Here is a 15,809-nt window from a genome sequence, read left to right as displayed (position 1 = left end):
TCGCTGGTCTTCCTCGTCGGCGGGTCCTCGGCCTGCGGGATGGCCCCGTTGCCGGTGCCGGGATCCACCGGCCGGCCACGATCAGCCGCGGGCCGCCGGGCGTGGCGGCGAGCGCGGCGATGTGCTCGAGGAGCGGCTCACCGGCGGCGTGGACCCCGTCGATCACCAGCGTGGCCGCCGGCGCCAGGTCGGCGCCGGCCGTGACGTCGTGGTAGCGGGCCGGAGGGTGTTCGGCGCACCAGGCCCGCGCGAGCTCGGTCTTGCCGGCGCCGGCCGGGGCGGTGACCAGCACGACCCGGTGCCGGTGGTCGCCGAGCACGGCGTGCAGGCGGGGACGGCGGACGTGGGCGACCGCGGGCGGCCCGAAGCCGGCCCCCAGGGCGCCGCCGGTCCGGTCGGACGGGCCCGGCCGGTGGCGGGCCCCCGGCTCCCAGCGCGCCGAGTTGCCGGCACGCGCCCGCTGGGTGACGCCCGGCCGGGCGCGTTCGCCTCCAGTTGCCGCCATGAGCACCTCCGGGCCGTCACCTGCCAGGACGGGGCGAGTCGAATGATGTTCACGTGCTACCTGCGGTGCAGCTGTCACCGCCGCGTGGCGGGGCGTTGCGACGTGCGTCCATTCTCGGGGCACCGTTGGCGGACCCGGCTCACCTGAAGGGACAAATCCGTTCCGCTCAGTAACCGCCATACTCAAAGTGGGAGTGAAGGGGGTGGTCCGATGGGTCTGCTGCCCGGGATGACCGTCCCGGATCCGGTGCGCACGGCCCGCGTCGTGCGGGACACGGCCCGGCTCGAGGCCGTCGACCGGCTCGCCGAGCTCGGCGCCGACCCGTGGTGCGAGCGGCTGGCCGAGGACGCGTGCGCCCGGCTGCGGGCCCCGGTCGCCAGCCTGTCCCTGGTCGGCCGGCACCGCCAGCGGCTCGTCGGCGCCCATGGGCTGCCCGAGCCGCTGGCGACCGACCGCGAGATCCCGCTGACGCTGTCGCTGTGCCAGTACGTCGTCGGGGCGGGCGCGCCAATGACCTTCGACGACGCCCGCCGCCACCCGCTCGTCCACGACAACCGGTCGGTCACCGAGCTCGGCCTCGTGTCGTACGCGGGCGCCCCCGTCCGCACCCGCACCGGCCTGGTCGTCGGCTCGTTCTGCGTCATCGACCAGGAGGCGCGCGTGTGGACCCCGGACGAGCTGGACCGCGTCGCCGACTACGCGGCGCTGTGCGCGGCCCGCCTCGACGGCCGCCGTGGCTCGGCCGCCGCCCACGCCAACGGCCGGCCGCACCCGCGCGTGGTCTCGGCGCCGGCGCTGCGACTGGTGGTGCCCGCCCCCGACCGGCCGGCGCCGGGCGGGCGGCTGTGGCGGCCGGCCGCCATGCTGCCCGGGCTGCGCCTCGGCGAGCTGGTCGGCGGCGAGGTCCGCGACGGCGACCTCACCTGGTCCGGCCGCCTGCACGGCACGGCGGTGACGGTCCGGCTGCTGGTCGCCGACCGGCCCGCGGCCCAGGCCCGGTTCGCCCGCGCCGTCGACGCGTACGTGGCGTTCGGGCCGACCCCGCGGCCGTTCGCCGTCGGCACGTACCTCTGGAGCGACAACGACGGCGTGCTCGTGCTCGCCGGCGACGCCGGCCGGCCGGTCGGCCCGACCGGCTTCGCCGAGATCGAGGCCGCCGCCGTGGCCCTGTCGGCGTGGTCACCGGCGACCGACCGCGGCCGCGACTGGCACGTCGACTACGACCGGATCGTCGACCGCCACGAGCGGCAGGGCCGCCTGACCGGCGACGAGGCGCACCGCCTGCGCCGCCTGCTGCGGCGGTGCGACCAGGTCCGCACGTTCGCGCACGGCAGCCTCACGCCGGCCGCCGCCCGCCGGCTGCCGTCGGGCCGGGTCGGGCTGACCGGCTTCGGCCGGTCCGGGCACCACCTGCCCGGCCGGGACCTGGCCACGCTGCTGCTCGCCGCCGACCCCGGCGACCACGCCACCCACGAGCGCCTGCTGCGCCGGGTCGTCGACGTCGACATCCTGGAGCCGTTCACGGTCAGCCTCCTGCTCGCCGCCGCCGACCTCCAGGCGGCCGGCCAGGCGAGCTGGGCCCGGCTGCGCCACGGCCGCCGGCTCGCGACGCACCTGCTGCACCGGGTCGGTTAGGCGCTACGGCGGTCCGGGTACCGCGCGGGGTGGGGTCACGCCGGTGTCGCGGACCGGGCCCGTGGGCAGGCCGCCGGGGAGGGACACCTCGATGACGCTGTATCCGGCGAACGCGTAGGCCGGGTCGGACCGGCACGGGTCGAGCCGCGTCCTCGGGGTCGCCACCGTCGGCGCGACGGCCACCAGCACCGCCAGGCCGTCGTCCGCGGCGAGCAGCACCACCGCCGGCAGGCAGGTCAGGTTGTGCGCGACCAGCAGGGTCAGCACCGACCCGGCGAACGCGTGCCGCTCGACCGGCACCGCCGCCGCGTCGGTCACGCCCGCGTCGGCGATCGCCGGCACGCGCGTGAGCACCTTCACCGGCACGTCGAGCACGTGCCGGTCGACCTTGACGCCGAACCGGTCGCTGTCGGCCTGCTCCTGGGTCTGCTTCGGCCGGCACGACGACGGCACCAGTACGACACAGAAGAACACCAGCAGCACGGGGATCGCGACCGGCCACGTGCCCCGCCGCTGCTCCAGGACCGTGCGCCCGGGGTCGCCGGCGGCCCGCAGCGCGGGCGCGACGCCGAACCCGGCGAGCACCGCGACCGCGAGGCCGAGCACGGTGAAGAAGGCACCGAGGCCGGTCGCGCGCAGCGCCACCACCGCGGCGAGCACGCCGGTGACACCGGCGCCGACGTGGCCGAGGGAGCGCGCCATGCTGCCGGCCGGGTGGGCCCGCCAGGTCAGGACCACGACGACGGCGTCGGCGATCAGCAGGGCCGCGGTCCAACCGCTCACAGCCGTCGATTGTGCTCCCGGGAGGCAAACAAGCGGCTACGGCGCCAGGCGGGCGAGGATCGTCGCCACCGGGTCGGCGGTCGCGTGGCGGTACCCGGTGCCGGCCCACAGGTGCAGCCGGTCCGCGTCGCCGGCCGCGGCCGCCGCGCGGCGCAGCGGCGCGGTCAGGTGGTGGACCGCCGGGTAGCCGCTCGGGGCCTCGGCGTCGTGCCGCTCGATGAACCCGTTGCGCAGCCCGCGGGCCGGCCGCCCGGTGAACGCCCGGGTCAGGACGGTCCCGGTGCGCGCCGGGTCGGCCAGGGCCGCCCGGTGCGGCGCGGACGCACCGCTCTCCGGGGACCGCAGCAGCACCGTGCCGACCATCGCGGCGGAGGCGCCGGCCGCGAGCACCCGCGCCACGTCGGCGGCCGTTCCCAGGCCACCCGCGGCGACGATCGGGAGGGACACGCCGGCCCGGATTCCAGAGACAAGATCCGGCAGCGGTACCTCTGGAATCGCCGCACCCGGCGTCAGCGTCCCGGAGTGCGCGCCGGCCGCGAAGGACTGCACGACGAGGGCGTCCACACCCAGGCCGGCCGCCGCCCGCGCCTCGGCCAGGCTGGTGACGGTCTGCACGACGGCGGTCCCGGCCCGGCGCAGCGACGCCACCAGCCCGGCCGGCGGCAGCCCGAACGTGAAGCTCACCACCGGCACCGGATCGGCGAGCAGCAGGTCGACCTTGGCCGCCCAGTGGTCGTCGTCCTCGACCGGCTCGGCGCCGGTGAGGTCGAGCCCGAGCGCCTCGGCCTCGGGGGCCAGCGACGCGGCGTACCGCCGGAAGGCGGCCCGGTCGACCGGCACCGGGTTGGGCGCGAACACGTTGACCCCGAACGGGACACCGCGCACGGCGGCGATCTGCGCGGCGAGGTCCTCGGGCGTGCGGTAGCCGGCGGCCAGGAACCCCAGCGCGCCGGCCCGGGCCGCCGCGGTCACCAGCGCGGGCGTCGTCGCCCCGCCGGCCATCGGCGCCGCGACCAGCGGCAGGGAGATGTCGTCGAAGACCGTCACGCCTCGAGCCTAGCCACGGCGGCCTCCAGCGCGGATGAGCTCCTCATTCCGCGCGGAGCCGGTGCGCGCGGACGGCCGCGAGCAGCCAGGCGAACGCGGGCACGGCCGGTGGCCCCGGATCGGTGCCGTTGAGCGTGGCGAGGAGCTGCCAGTAGCGCTCGATCCGGGCGTCGGCCACCAGCTCCAGCCAGGCGGCGAGCGCGGCGGCCTTGTCGCCGGGCAGGTCGGCCGGGACGATCCGGTCGAGTGCCGTGCGGCCTTCGGCGGAGCCGGGAGCGACGCCCTGCTCGACGGCGCCTCCGGCGTGGGTGCGGACGAGCGGCCGGATGTTCAGCCCGAACTCCACCCGAGGGTCGTCGGCGGCGCTCAGCGCCATGGCCCGGATCTTCTGCCGGAAGCCGGCGTCGGCGACCAGCTCGGCCAGCTCCAGCCAGGCGTCGACCTGCTCGTCGGTGGGGTCGTCGCCGAGTCCGGCGGGCAGCTCACGCATCCAGCCGGCGACGACGGCACTGTCGGGGTCGACCGCACCGTCGAGGGCCTGGTCGACGAAGTCGTCGATGATGCGCCGGCGCTCCTGGGCGGACAGTCTGGCGAGCCTGTTCAACAGGGTCGTCTCCTCAATCGTGCTCCGACGGCGGGCAACGGTCTGCAGGACCGCGCGCCGCACCTGCAGCGTGCGGATCTCCGCATCGAGCGCCTTGACGTGCGCCGCGGCGAGCTCGGCCGGCGTCACCTGCCTGGCCAGCAGCGCTTCGACGGCATCGAGCCCGAGGCCCAGGTCACGCAGCGTCCGGATGAGCTCCAGCCGGGCGACGGCCACCGCGTCGTAGAGCCGGTACCCACCGCCGGACCGGCCGACCGGCGGCAACACGCCCCGGTCCGACCAGAACCGGACGGTCCGCGCCGGCACACCGGCGCACTGCGCGAGCTGCCCGACCGTGTAGAGCTGCGATTGGCGATCCACGGACCAAGCCTGCAGGTTCCACCCGCTGGAACCTCAAGCGGATCGCGGTCGGCTGTTACGGTGCGGGCATGTGGGCTCCCGGGTCCTGCCCGCCGCGGCGGCCGGTGCTGGTGGCGACAGTGCCGGTGCCGGACGCGTGGCACGAGTCGTACCTGCCGCCGGCGGTCGGCGGGGACCTGGTGCTCGCCGCGGGCGGGCCCGCCGGCGCGGCCCTGGTCGCCCTGGTCGCGCTCGACGTCGTCGCGGCGGCGGAGCGGTTCCGGGTGTCGGTGCCGCTCGCGGAGCGGGGCGCGGAGGGCAGCCAGGTGGGCCTGCCGCGCCCGCTGCCGGACAACCGCATCCTGCTGCCCGTGTACCGCTGGGACGAGTCGCTCACGGTGTACCTGATCGACGCGGACGGGCGGATCCTGCGCGCGGACGATCTCGCCGCGGGCCGCGAGGTCGAGCTGGAGGTGTTCGGCGCCGACGGCAGCGTCAAGCTCTGGCAGGAGCCGCTCGTGGTGGGCGCCGGCGGGTACCTCGCGTCCTGGGCGTACCGGGTCAGGTCGTGGCACCTGCAGTGCCGGGACCTCGCGACCGGAGCGGTCCGCTGGGAGGCGCCGGAGCGGGTCCTCGCCGTGGCCGGGGACGTCGCCGTCACCGAGACCGGGCCCGAGCGGCCCGGGGCCGGTGGCGTGATCGTCGGCCGGGCGGTCGCGGACGGCACCGAGCGGTGGCGGCTGCCGCCGGCCCCGGACTTCGCGGAGCGGGCCCGCTCGTTCGGCGCGGTGGTGGGCGACTCGCTGGTGCTGGTCGACCGCGTGCGCCGGCTCGCCGCGGCCGCGGCGCGCGAGGAGGCGATCGTCGACCGGGCGGTGGAGCTCGACCTGGACCCCGACCGGGTCGACTTCGACGACCTGGCCCGGGCCTGGGAACGCGAGCATCCACCGCCCGGCGAGGACCTGGTCGGCTACGACGTGGACGGCGGGCACGAGCGCTGGCGGTGCCCGGTGGACGGCAGGGTCGTCTCGATCGCCGCGGGACCCGCGACCGTCTTCGCGGTGGCCGTCGACGCCGCGCGGCGCTGCCGCCTGGAACGGATCCGGCTGGACGGGCAGCGCCCCTACCGCGACGAGCCGGTACCCCTCGACCTCGACGCCGGCAACGAGCCGCCGGCGATCGCGTACGTCGACGACGTCCACCTGCTGCTGGCCGGCGCCACCGAGCTGGTGTGCGTGTCGACGCCCGCACCGGGGACGGTCGTGTGGCGTCTCCCGCTGCCGGACAGCCCGCTGGTACCCCGGCCGAACCCCGGCGACCGCGGGATCCTCACCGCGTCGATCGCCGTCACGCAGCGCCGCGTCGCCGTCCGCGGCTTCGACGCGGTGCGCGTCTTCGCCGGCTGACCGCTGGCCGGACGTCGGTCCGGCTCAGCGGAACGGCCGGACCTCGACCTTCCGGTTGCAGGCCTTCGACCCCTCGGCGGCGAGCTTGAGCGCCACGTCGAGATCGGGGGCCTCCATGACCCAGAAGCCGGCGAGGAACTCCTTCGACTCCACGAAGGGCCCGTCGGTGAAGATCGCCTCCTCGCCGCGGTTGTCGATGACGGTGGCCGATTCGGGTGCCGCGAGGCCCCCGGCGAAGACCCAGTGCCCGTCCGCCTGGAGCCGGTCGTTGAACACGTCGATGGCGGCCATCTCCTCCGGGGTGGCGAGGCTGGCCGCGTCGAAGATCACGGAAACCAGGTACTGCATCGTGGACCATCTCCTGTGGTTCGGGCCGCCCCGCGTGGGCGGCCGCTCACCCCTGCTACGAACACGTCTGCCCCGATCCGACAGCGCCTCAAGGATATTTCTGGAGACAGCAGGAGGGCCCGGGCGGCGCGCGGCCCGGGCCCCTGCGATCAGTGAGCGACTAGCTGAGCGTGACGGACGTGTCGTCGATGACGAACGACGTCTGCAGCGAGGAGTCCTCGGTGCCCGTCCACTTGATGCTGATCGTCTGGCCGGCGAAGGCGCTGAGGCTGTAGGTCTTCAGCTGGTAGCCCGACGCCTTGTTGAGGTTCGACAGCGTCGCCAGCGTCGTCGAGCCGGCCGTGATGGTCAGCTTGTCGTACGCGACGGTCGTCGTCGTCTCGGCCGAGTCGATGTGCACGTAGAAGCTCAGTGTCGCGCTGCACCCGGCGGGGATGGTCACCGACTGCGCGATCGACTCGGTGTGGGTCGAGCCGTAGCCGTCGAGCCACGAGCTGTAGGTGCCGCCGTGCGCGGCCTGGCCCTGGCTGGCCCACTGGCCGATGGTGCCGGTGGTGCCGGTCCAGTTCGCCGTGCCCGACTCGAAGCCCGGGTTGAGCAGCTTCTGGCCGGAGCAGCCGCCGGTGGGCGGCGGGGTGCTGGTCGGCGGGGTGCTGGTGGGCGGCGTGGTGCCGCCGGTGCAGGTCGGGTCGCCCGACTGCGCCGGCACGCTGACGGCGTCCCACGCGGCCTTGACCGTGTTGAACTCGGTGCAGCTGCCCGGGTACAGGTTCTTCGCCGCGGTCAGCGTCCAGGTGCGGTACTTCAGGTACGACGACGTCGTGGTCTTCATCAGCATCGCGTTGTACATGATCTTGATGGCCTTCTGGATGCCGATGCCGGTGACCGTCGAGCTGTTGCAGGTCGAGCTGGACGGCTGGCCGCCACCGCCGGCGCTGCCCTGCGCGAGCAGGTAGAACCAGTGGTTGCCGGGGCCGGCCGCGGCGTGGACCTCGGTCGACGGGATGCTGCTGGAGTAGCAGTTCGGGTCGCCGGCCAGCGACGGGTTGTACATGTACCGGATCGGGCCGCTGCCGACCAGGTTGATCTCCTCGCCGACCTGGTAGTCCGGCGGGTCGTTCGGGTTGTTGGCGAAGAACTCGGTGGCCGCGCCGAACGTGTCCGCGACGAACTCCTGCGTGCCCGAGCGCGAGATGCCGCCGGGGGTGTTGTCGTCGATGCCGTGGCCGAGCTCGTGGGCGACCACGTCGAGCGAGCTGATCCACTGACCGGCCGTGTTCTTGCCGATCTGGACCTGGGAGCCGTCGTAGTAGGCGTTCTGGTCGTTCAGGCCGACCCGGATCGGCCAGGCGCCGCCGCTGCTGCTGAAGCCGGTGCGGCCCAGCCACGACGAGAGCATCTGGGCTTCCTTCTGCGCCGCGTAGAGCGCGTCGACGCAGCCGGTCTCCTTGTTGGTGCCGGTGCCGTTGCCCCAGACGTCGTCGGTGCCGGAGAAGGTGGTGTTGGTCGCGGCGTCCTGGCAGGTCAGCGTGGACATGCTGGGGTCCTGCATGCGGTAGGTGCTGCCGGAGAGCGTCGTGTTGATGGTGACGCCGCCGACGATCCAGCCGGTGCCGGTGCCCTTCATGACCTTCTCGACCTTGTCGAGGACGGTGCCGGTGATCGCGTCGACGTCCACGACGAGCCGGCTGGCGCCGTCCGCGCCGGTGCCGTTCAGCGTGGTCTCGTACGCCAGGCGGGGCGCGCCGTTCAGCGCGAACACCACCAGCTTCGTGCTCTCGACCTGGTTGACCTTGCTGAGCTGCTTGACGGCGACCGCTTCGGCCTCCGCCTTGCTCAGCTTGGCGGTCGTGGAGATGTTGCCGATCGCCTGGGTCTGCGCGACGGAGGTGTACTTCGTCGCGCCCGCCTGGTCGGTGACCACGACGAAGTCGCCGCCGACCACGGGGATGCCCTTGTAGGTGCGCTCGTACGCGATGTACTTCGCGCTGCCCGACGCGGTGACCGACCGCTGCACGTAGGCGTCGTCGGAGCTCGGGTGGAGGGCGCTGGGCTTGGACGCGACGAAGCTGTCGGCCTTCTGCGCGGCGACGGCATCGGCCACCGCAACGCTTTCCGGCCCTGGTACTGGGGGCGAGGCTTGCACTGCCGCGGCGGTGCCGGCGGTGACCAGCCCGACCGCGAACACGCCGGCCGCTGTAGCGAACCGTGGGGTGAACTTCAAGGGTGCCTTCTTTCCAGCAACGACGCACACCACCGGGGAATGTCTTGGGTGACGGGTGCGCCGGAACCAATACCGACACGCGGAAGCCGAGAGGTGGCCGGTCGGCGTGCGCGCCGATTCGACCGGCCTAACTCATCGACTTATGGCGATGCCAGGACGATCACACATCCGGGAAGAGTTGGACAAGGGTCGATACCCGCTGGCCACCCTCGCCCCCACCCTGTACTTCGGGGGTGGAAACATCCCCGAAATCTCGCGCTCCGTAGATCTGGACCCGGTCCGGCGACTACGCGTCGTTAACTTTTAACTCGGCCGATGGGGTGGTTCGGTGGGGTAGGTTGATCGATCGTGGGTTCCGAACCGATCGATGCCGTGGCCGCGCTCGTCGCCGAGTCCGGGGTCGGCGCGCGCCGGCTCCGTCAGGTCGTCGCCCGGTTGACCGAGCCCCCGGCACCGTCCCTCGACGACCTCGTCCGCGACTTCGCGGTGCCCCGCCGGACGGTCGAGGCGCTGCTGCGGGCGGCGGGGCCCGACCTCCACGACGGGGTGCTCCCGGCGTCGTACCGCGACCGCCTGGACCTCGACGGCCTGCACCGGCCGCGGCCGGCCCCGGACATGGCCGGGCTCATCGCGGGCGCGCCGGTCGCCGACCGGGCCCTCGACCACGTCTCGGCGACCGCGGACACGGCGGCCCGCCGGGCGGTGTGGCTCGACGAGACGTTCGACCTGACCGGCGCCCACCTGGTCTGCGTCGGCGACCACGACCTCACCTCGCTCGCCGTCCGCCAGGTCAACCCGGGCCTGCGGGTGACGGTGGTCGACGTCGACGACCGGCTGCTGGAGTACATCGCCGCCCGCGACCCGGGCATCGAGTGCTGGCACGCCGACCTGCGCTTCGGCCTGCCGCCGGTGGTCGCGGGCAGCGCCGACCTGGTGTTCACCGACCCGCCGTACACGCCCGAGGGCGTGCAGCTGTTCCTCGGCCGGGGTGCGCAGGCGCTCGGCGACCGGGCCAACGGGCGGCTCGTCATGGCCTACGGCTTCAGCCCGCTGACCCCGGCCCTCGGTCTCAAGGTGCAGCGCGCCGTGCTCGACCTCGACCTGGCGATCGAGGCGATCCTGCCGGCCTTCAACCGGTACCACGGGGCGCAGGCCGTCGGCAGCGCGAGCGACCTCTACGTGTGCCGGCCGACCGCGGGCACCTGGCCGGCCCTGGAGAAGCGGCTCGCCCGCACCGCCGTCAACATCTACACGCACGGCAGTCAATCCCTGGAAGGCCGCACGGCGAAGTCCCCGGCGGAGCTGTTCGGCGGCGGGCCGACCGCAAAGGCGAGCCGGGCCGACGTCGACCTCACCGGCGACCCCGGGCCGTGGCTGCTGCGGGCGCTGCTGGCGGTGAACGCCGAGCGGCTCACGCTGCTCGTGCCGAACCGGCACCCCGACCTGGCCGACGCCGCTGGGCAGGCCGCGCTGCGGGAGCTGGTCGCCGGGAAGTACGCGCTGCGGTACCGCCGAAGCACTCCGGATCCGCAGCACGCGATCGTCGAGGCGAGCGCCGAGGCCGGTGCCGGCGGCGCGGCGGGGTGGCTGCTCACGCACGCCCATGGCAAGATCGGCAACGTGCTTTCCGAGGCGCTCGTCAAAGGTAGCGGCGGCAACCTCACCAGGAACGAGGCGCGGGCGCGGGCGGCCGGCCTCGTCGCCCGGCCCGCACACCTGGACGCGCGGCTGCTCGATCTGCCGCGACCCGCGGTACGACAGCTGCTGCAAACGCTGGGATGAGCCGCGGTTTCGCGGCGTTCCTGTCCGCCCAGACCCTCTCGGCGTTCGGGGACGCGGTCGCGCTCGTCGCGATCCCGCTGCTGATCCTGCGCGGCGGCGGGACGGTCGCCCAGGTCGGCGCGGTGACCGCGCTGGGCGCCCTGGCCACGCTGCTCACCGGGATCGTCGCCGGGCCGCTCGCCGACCGCTTCGACCGCCGGCTGCTGCTGCGGCTCTGCGACGTCGCCCGCTGCCTGCTCTTCGGCGCCGTCGCGCTCGGCGGCGACCACCTGTGGCTGGTCATGACGGCGGTGCCGCTCGCCGCGGTGTTCTCGATGGTCTTCCAGGTCACGTACGTGACCGTGGTGCCGGGGCTGGTTCCCCTGGAGAAGATCACCGAGGCCAACGGCCGGCTCTACAGCGCCTACGCGGTTGCCGCCCTGGCCGGGCCGGCGGTCGCGGGCCTGCTGTCCGGCGCGACGAGCCCGGCGGTGGCGATCGCCGTCGATGCCGGCACGTTCGCGCTGTCGGCGGCCCTGCTGTCGTTCGTGCGGGTGCGGCCGGTCGAGCCGGTCGCCACCGAGGGCGGGCTCGCGGCCGGGGTCCGGTTCATCCGGCGGCATCCCCTGCTCCTGCCGCTGACCGTGCTGCTCACCGTCGTGCTGGCGGTGACGAGCGCGCTCGACGACGTCGTCATCTACCACCTCACGCACGACCTCGGGCAGCCCGACGGCGTCGTCGGTACCGTCATGACCGCGGCCGTCGTCGGCTCCCTGGTCGCGTCGATGGCCGTGGCGTGGCTGCGCCGCCGGGCCGGCTTCGGGCCGCTGTGGATCGGCGCCTACACCCTTGCCGGGCTGCTGGTGGCGGCGGTCGGGTTCAGCCGGTCGGTGGTGGCGATCGCGGTCCTTGCCGCGGCCGTGCTGCTCTGCTCCGGGGTGGCCGGCATCGCGTCGATGTCGCTGCGCCAGGAGGTGACCCCGTCCCACCTGCTCGGGCGGGTCACCGCCGCGTTCTGGACGCTCCAGCTGACCCTCGCGCCGCTCGGCGCTGCCGTGCTCACCACGGCGGCCGGGCGGTGGGGCGTCGCGGCGACCCTGGCCTGCGGCGGCGCCGCGGTCACGCTGACGGCGCTGGCGGCGCTGTTCACGCCGATGCGCCGAAGAGTGCCGCCGCCGCCTCCTCCCACATAGCGACCAGGTCGTACGTGCCCGGGTCGCGCAGCCACACCAGCTGCAGGCCGTCCATCGTGGCCATGACCAGCCGGGCCAGGGCGTCGGGGTCCGGGCAGGTGCCCTTGGCCGCGGTGGCGAGCCCGACGAGCACGGTGCGCTGGCGGGCGACGAAGTAGTCGTGGGCCGGATGGTCGGGGGCGAGCGACTCGGCCGCGAGCACTGTGAACAGCCGCACGATCTCCGGCTGGGCGGCGTTGCGGCGCACCAGCGCGGCGCACAGCTCGCGCAGGCTGGCGGCCTCACGCGGTACACCCAGCGCCGCCTCGAGAGAGCGCACGTCCTCGGCGTCGCGGTGCTCCAGCACCGCGACCAGCAGCCCGTCCTTCGACCCGACGTGGTGCAGCAGCCCGGGCACGGTGAGCCCGCAGTCGTCGGCGACGTCCTGCATCGACAGGCCCCAGAACCCGCGCTCGGCGACCAGCGCGGTGGTCGCCGCGATGATCTGCTCCCGCCGCTGCGCCGCCGGCAGCCGGGACCGCTCGCGCCGCGTGCCTCTTGCCGGTCCAACCGCCACCCGGCTATCTTACTACCTACTAAGTACTAGGTAAGGAGTGCCGGTGGACCTCGAGGAGAAGGCCGCGCTCACCAGCGGCGAGAGCTTCTGGCGGACCAAGGCGGTCGCCGGCCTGCCGGACGTCATGCTCACCGACGGCCCGCACGGCGTGCGCAAGCAGCTCGCCGGCGCCGACCACCTGGGCATCCTGGCCAGCGAGGCGTCGACCTGCTTCCCGCCGGCCGTCGCGCTCGGCTCGACCTGGGACCCCGCGCTCGCCCGCCGCGTCGGCGAGGCGCTCGGCGACGAGTCCCGGGCCATGGACGTGTCGGTGCTGCTCGGGCCCGGCATCAACCTCAAGCGGCACCCGCTGGGCGGGCGCAACTTCGAGTACCTCTCCGAGGACCCGCTGCTCACCGGTGTGCTCGCCGTCGAGTGGGTGCGCGGCCTGCAGAGCCGCGAGGTCGGCGCGTCGCTGAAGCACTTCGCGATCAACAGCCAGGAGACCGACCGGATGCGGGTCAGCGCCGACGTCGACGAGCGGACGCTGCGCGAGCTGTACCTGCGCGCGTTCCAGCGGGTCGTCCAGCAGGCGCGCCCGTGGACCGTCATGTGCTCGTACAACCGGATCAACGGCGTCCACGCCTCCCAGCACCCCTGGCTGCTCACCGAGGTGCTGCGCGACGAGTGGGGCTACGAGGGTGTCGTCGTGTCGGACTGGGGCGCGGTCGTCGACCGGGTCGCCGCCGTCCGGGCCGGCCTCGACCTCACGATGCCGGGCCCCGACCCGGCCGGCGACCGGGCACTCGTCGCCACCGGCGGGTCGCCCGAGCTCGACGCGGCCGCCGCACGGGTCGCGGCGCTCGTGCGCCGGGCCGCGGCCGCCCGCGGTTCGTATTCGTACGACGCCGACGCCCACCACGCGCTCGCCCGCGAGGTCGCCGGGCGGGGCATCGTGCTGCTGAAGAACGACGGCGGGGTGCTGCCGCTGGCCCCCGACGCGTCGATCGCGGTCGTCGGCGAGCAGGCGCGGACGCCGCGGTACCAGGGAGGCGGCAGCTCGCAGATCAACCCGACCCGGCTCGACACCGCGCTCGCCGAGATCACTGCCCTGGCCGGCGGGCCCGTCACGTTCGCGCCGGGCTACGACGACATCGAGGCGGCCGTCGCGCTCGCCCGGGAGGCGTCGGTGGCGGTCGTGTTCGCCGGCACCGAGCGGGAGACCGAGGGCGCGGACCGCGAGTCGTGGGACCTGCCGGCCGCGCACGTCGAGCTCATCACCCGGGTCGCGGCGGCCAACCCGCGTACCGTCGTCGTGCTGTCCAACGGCGCCGTCGTGCGCACCACGCCGTGGGACGCCGCCGTGCCCGCGCTCGTCGAGGGCTGGCTGCTCGGGCAGGCCGGCGGCGGCGCGATCGCGGACGTGCTGTTCGGCCGGGTCAACCCGTCGGGCCGGCTCGCCGAGACGATCCCGCTGCGCCTGTCCGACCATCCGGCGTTCCTGGACTGGCCGGGGGAGCAGGGCCACGTCCGGTACGGCGAGGGCGTCCACGTCGGCTACCGCGCCTTCGACGCGCGGGAGCAGGCGGTCGCGTACCCGTTCGGCTTCGGCCTGTCCTACACCACGTTCTCCTACGGCCCGGCGTCAGTGGCTGTGGTCGATGGCGGGGTATCGGTGCGGATCACCGTCACCAACACCGGTTCGCGGGACGGCCGCGAGGTGGTCCAGGTGTACTGCGGGAAGCCCGCGTCCCGGGTCCGCCGCGCGCCACGGGAGCTTCGCGCCTTCGAGAACGTGTTCATCGCGGCCGGCACGGCGGCCGAGGTCTCGCTGTTCGTGCCGTTCGAGGACCTGGCGTACTGGGACGTCGACCTGGGCCGCTGGGTTGTCGAGCCCGGGGACTATTCCTTCTCCGTCGGCTCCTCGTCGCGTGACCTCCACGCCTCCGCCTCTCTGGTGCTCGACGGCGACGACGAGCGGCGGCCGCTGACGCCGGAGTCCACGCTCGGCGAGTGGTTCGCGGACCCGCAGGGCGCCGCGGTGCTCGGCGAGGCGTTCGCGGCCATCGCCACGGAGAGCGGGGGCGGACTGGTCGCCGACCCGGAGATGTTCGCGCTCATGGCGAGCCTCCCGCTGTCCCGCCTCGCGGCGTTCATGGGAGAGCGGCTCGCCGGGGACAACCTGGCGAAGCTGGTGGAGGCCGCGAACCCCTGACGAAGGTAGCGCCTGCTATACCGTCAAAGCTCTACCTGGCTGGATGGTCCGGGGCCGCGGGGTTTCCTAGCGTCGAAGGCGTGATGACTCGCCTCGCGCTGCGCTCCCTGCGGCACCGTCCCGGCACCGCCGTGGCCACCCTGGTCGCGCTCACGGCGGGCGTCGCGATCCTGCTCGCCATGGGCTCGCTCGTCGAGTCGGGGCTGCGGTTCTCGCCCGCGCCGGTCCGCTACGCGGCGGCCGACGCGGTCGTCGCCCGCCCCGACCTGACGGTGATCGGCACCGACCTCGACGGCACGCAGACGACGTCCACCGTCGGACTGCCCGAGGGCGGCACGGTGCCGCTGTCCCTGGCCGACCGGCTCCGTTCGGTGCCGGGTGTCACGGCGGTCGTCCCCGACGTGACGATTCCGGTCGTCGCCGGCGGCGTGCCGACGTCCGGCCACACGTGGCTCGGCGCCGCACCCCTGGCCGACGACGAGGTCGCCCTGTCCGGCGGCCCGCCTCCCGGCGGCACGGTCGAGCTGTGGGTGGGTGGGGTCTCCCGGCACTATCGGGTGGGCCGCGTCGCCGACGGCCCCGGCGTGTACTTCGCGCCCGCCCACGCGCTCGCCCTCAACCCGCGCCCCGGCCGGGCCGACGCCCTCGTCGTGTCCGGCCACTTCGACCCCGCCGAGCTGCACCGGGCCGCCGGCGAGTTCCCGGTGCTCCGCGGCGCCGACCGCGGGCGGGTCGAGCACCCCGCCGGCGCCCGGGCCGCGGCGCTGCTCGTCGAGATCGGCGCGGCCTTCGGCGGCTACGTGGTGCTGCTCGTCGGGTTCGTCGTCGCCGCCACCGTCGGCCTCGCCGTCCGGCAGCGCCGCCGCGAGCTGACCCTGCTGCGCTCCGTCGCCGCCACCCGCGGCCAGGTCCGCCGGCTGGTCCTCGCCGAGGTGCTCGCGCTCGGCGTCGTCGCCCTCGTCCTCGGCCTGCCGCTGGGCTGGCTGGCCGCCCGCTGGGTGCGGGCCGGGCTGCTCGACCGCGGCGTCGTCCCGCCCGACTTCCCGTTCCGCGCCGGCCTGCTCGCCGCCCCGGCGGTCGCCGCCGTCGTGCTGCTCGTCGCGGCCGTCGCGGCGCTGACGGGCACCTGGCGCGCAGTGCGCCTGCCGGCCGGCGAGCCTCCATCTCCTGCGCGTGCAGCGACCGGCCGGAGGTCTGCACGTGGTACTTCAGCT

At 74.7% G+C, this 15,809-nt stretch carries 12 protein-coding genes and 1 pseudogene; 6 read left to right on the top strand and 7 right to left on the bottom strand.

All coding sequences use genetic code 11. The features are described 5' to 3' along the window. Positions 1 to 505 (bottom strand): annotated as a pseudogene (locus tag ABZS66_RS53855) (hypothetical protein); the annotation flags it as partial. A gap of 210 nt (positions 506 to 715) precedes the next feature. On the opposite strand from ABZS66_RS53855, the gene ABZS66_RS53850 reads away from it, so the two are divergent. Beyond that, positions 716 to 2,140: a GAF domain-containing protein gene (locus ABZS66_RS53850; protein WP_354771403.1), complete on the top strand. Its 1,425-nt coding sequence runs from the start codon at positions 716 to 718 to the stop codon at positions 2,138 to 2,140. Positions 2,141 to 2,143: 3 nt separating this feature from the next. On the opposite strand, the gene ABZS66_RS53845 is transcribed toward ABZS66_RS53850, so the two are convergent. The 3 genes from ABZS66_RS53845 to ABZS66_RS53835 are packed head-to-tail and all read right to left on the bottom strand — an operon-like array spanning position 2,144 to position 4,934. Continuing rightward, positions 2,144 to 2,923: a hypothetical protein gene (locus tag ABZS66_RS53845; protein WP_354771401.1), complete on the bottom strand. Its 780-nt coding sequence runs from the start codon at positions 2,921 to 2,923 to the stop codon at positions 2,144 to 2,146. Positions 2,924 to 2,959: 36 nt separating this feature from the next. Beyond that, positions 2,960 to 3,970: a nitronate monooxygenase gene (locus tag ABZS66_RS53840; protein WP_354771399.1), complete on the bottom strand. Its 1,011-nt coding sequence runs from the start codon at positions 3,968 to 3,970 to the stop codon at positions 2,960 to 2,962. Positions 3,971 to 4,013: 43 nt separating this feature from the next. Next, complete coding sequence (locus tag ABZS66_RS53835) at positions 4,014 to 4,934, bottom strand: MerR family transcriptional regulator (protein ID WP_354771397.1); 921 nt, start codon at positions 4,932 to 4,934, stop codon at positions 4,014 to 4,016. Between the two features lie 68 nt (positions 4,935 to 5,002). Here ABZS66_RS53835 and ABZS66_RS53830 point away from each other — a divergent pair, with 68 nt between their 5' ends. Then, positions 5,003 to 6,319 (top strand): hypothetical protein, encoded by a 1,317-nt coding sequence (locus tag ABZS66_RS53830; protein WP_354771395.1) that lies wholly within the window; start codon positions 5,003 to 5,005, stop codon positions 6,317 to 6,319. A 24-nt stretch (positions 6,320 to 6,343) separates the two neighbouring features. Here ABZS66_RS53830 and ABZS66_RS53825 read toward each other — a convergent pair whose 3' ends face one another. After that, on the bottom strand, positions 6,344 to 6,667 hold the full coding sequence (locus tag ABZS66_RS53825) for a YciI family protein (RefSeq protein WP_354771393.1): 324 nt from the start codon (positions 6,665 to 6,667) through the stop codon (positions 6,344 to 6,346). A gap of 160 nt (positions 6,668 to 6,827) precedes the next feature. Then, positions 6,828 to 8,891, bottom strand: a complete 2,064-nt coding sequence (locus ABZS66_RS53820) for a M4 family metallopeptidase (protein WP_354771391.1) — start codon at positions 8,889 to 8,891, stop codon at positions 6,828 to 6,830. 348 nt (positions 8,892 to 9,239) lie between these two features. On the opposite strand from ABZS66_RS53820, the gene ABZS66_RS53815 reads away from it, so the two are divergent. Both ABZS66_RS53815 and ABZS66_RS53810 read left to right on the top strand, forming a co-directional pair. Continuing rightward, complete coding sequence (locus ABZS66_RS53815; protein WP_354771389.1) at positions 9,240 to 10,673, top strand: bis-aminopropyl spermidine synthase family protein; 1,434 nt, start codon at positions 9,240 to 9,242, stop codon at positions 10,671 to 10,673. Then, positions 10,670 to 11,845: an MFS transporter gene (locus ABZS66_RS53810; protein WP_354771387.1), complete on the top strand. Its 1,176-nt coding sequence runs from the start codon at positions 10,670 to 10,672 to the stop codon at positions 11,843 to 11,845. Before ABZS66_RS53815 ends, ABZS66_RS53810 begins: the two co-directional genes overlap by 4 nt. Here ABZS66_RS53810 and ABZS66_RS53805 read toward each other — a convergent pair. Continuing rightward, positions 11,799 to 12,401, bottom strand: coding sequence for a TetR/AcrR family transcriptional regulator (locus ABZS66_RS53805; RefSeq protein ID WP_354771385.1), 603 nt, complete (start codon positions 12,399 to 12,401; stop codon positions 11,799 to 11,801). The two genes, ABZS66_RS53810 and ABZS66_RS53805, sit on opposite strands and share 47 nt — an antisense overlap. 43 nt (positions 12,402 to 12,444) lie before the next feature. Between ABZS66_RS53805 and ABZS66_RS53800 the strand changes: the two genes are divergently transcribed. Together ABZS66_RS53800 and ABZS66_RS53795 are read left to right on the top strand one after the other, a co-directional pair. Continuing rightward, the gene (locus ABZS66_RS53800; RefSeq protein WP_354771383.1) at positions 12,445 to 14,595 is read left to right on the top strand and encodes a glycoside hydrolase family 3 C-terminal domain-containing protein; all 2,151 of its coding nucleotides are present in this window, start codon (positions 12,445 to 12,447) and stop codon (positions 14,593 to 14,595) included. A gap of 83 nt (positions 14,596 to 14,678) precedes the next feature. Then, positions 14,679 to 15,809, top strand: a 1,131-nt coding sequence (locus tag ABZS66_RS53795) for an FtsX-like permease family protein (RefSeq protein ID WP_354771405.1), incomplete at its 3' end; no start/stop codon positions are given.

Source organism: Dactylosporangium sp. NPDC005572, from assembly GCF_040605515.1.
Taxonomy (GTDB): Bacteria; Actinomycetota; Actinomycetes; order Mycobacteriales; family Micromonosporaceae; genus Dactylosporangium.
Note: the sequence above shows the minus strand (reverse complement) of the source record. Positions and strands in the feature narration are given on the sequence as shown.

Bases quoted from the DNA above. Each gene is read 5' to 3' on its own strand.
- ABZS66_RS53850 (WP_354771403.1), top strand. From the start codon at position 716: ATGGGTCTGCTGCCCGGGATGACCGTCCCGGATCCGGTGCGCACGGCC.
- ABZS66_RS53830 (WP_354771395.1), top strand. From the start codon at position 5,003: ATGTGGGCTCCCGGGTCCTGCCCGCCGCGGCGGCCGGTGCTGGTGGCG.
- ABZS66_RS53825 (WP_354771393.1), bottom strand. From the start codon at position 6,667: ATGCAGTACCTGGTTTCCGTGATCTTCGACGCGGCCAGCCTCGCCACC.
- ABZS66_RS53810 (WP_354771387.1), top strand. From the start codon at position 10,670: ATGAGCCGCGGTTTCGCGGCGTTCCTGTCCGCCCAGACCCTCTCGGCG.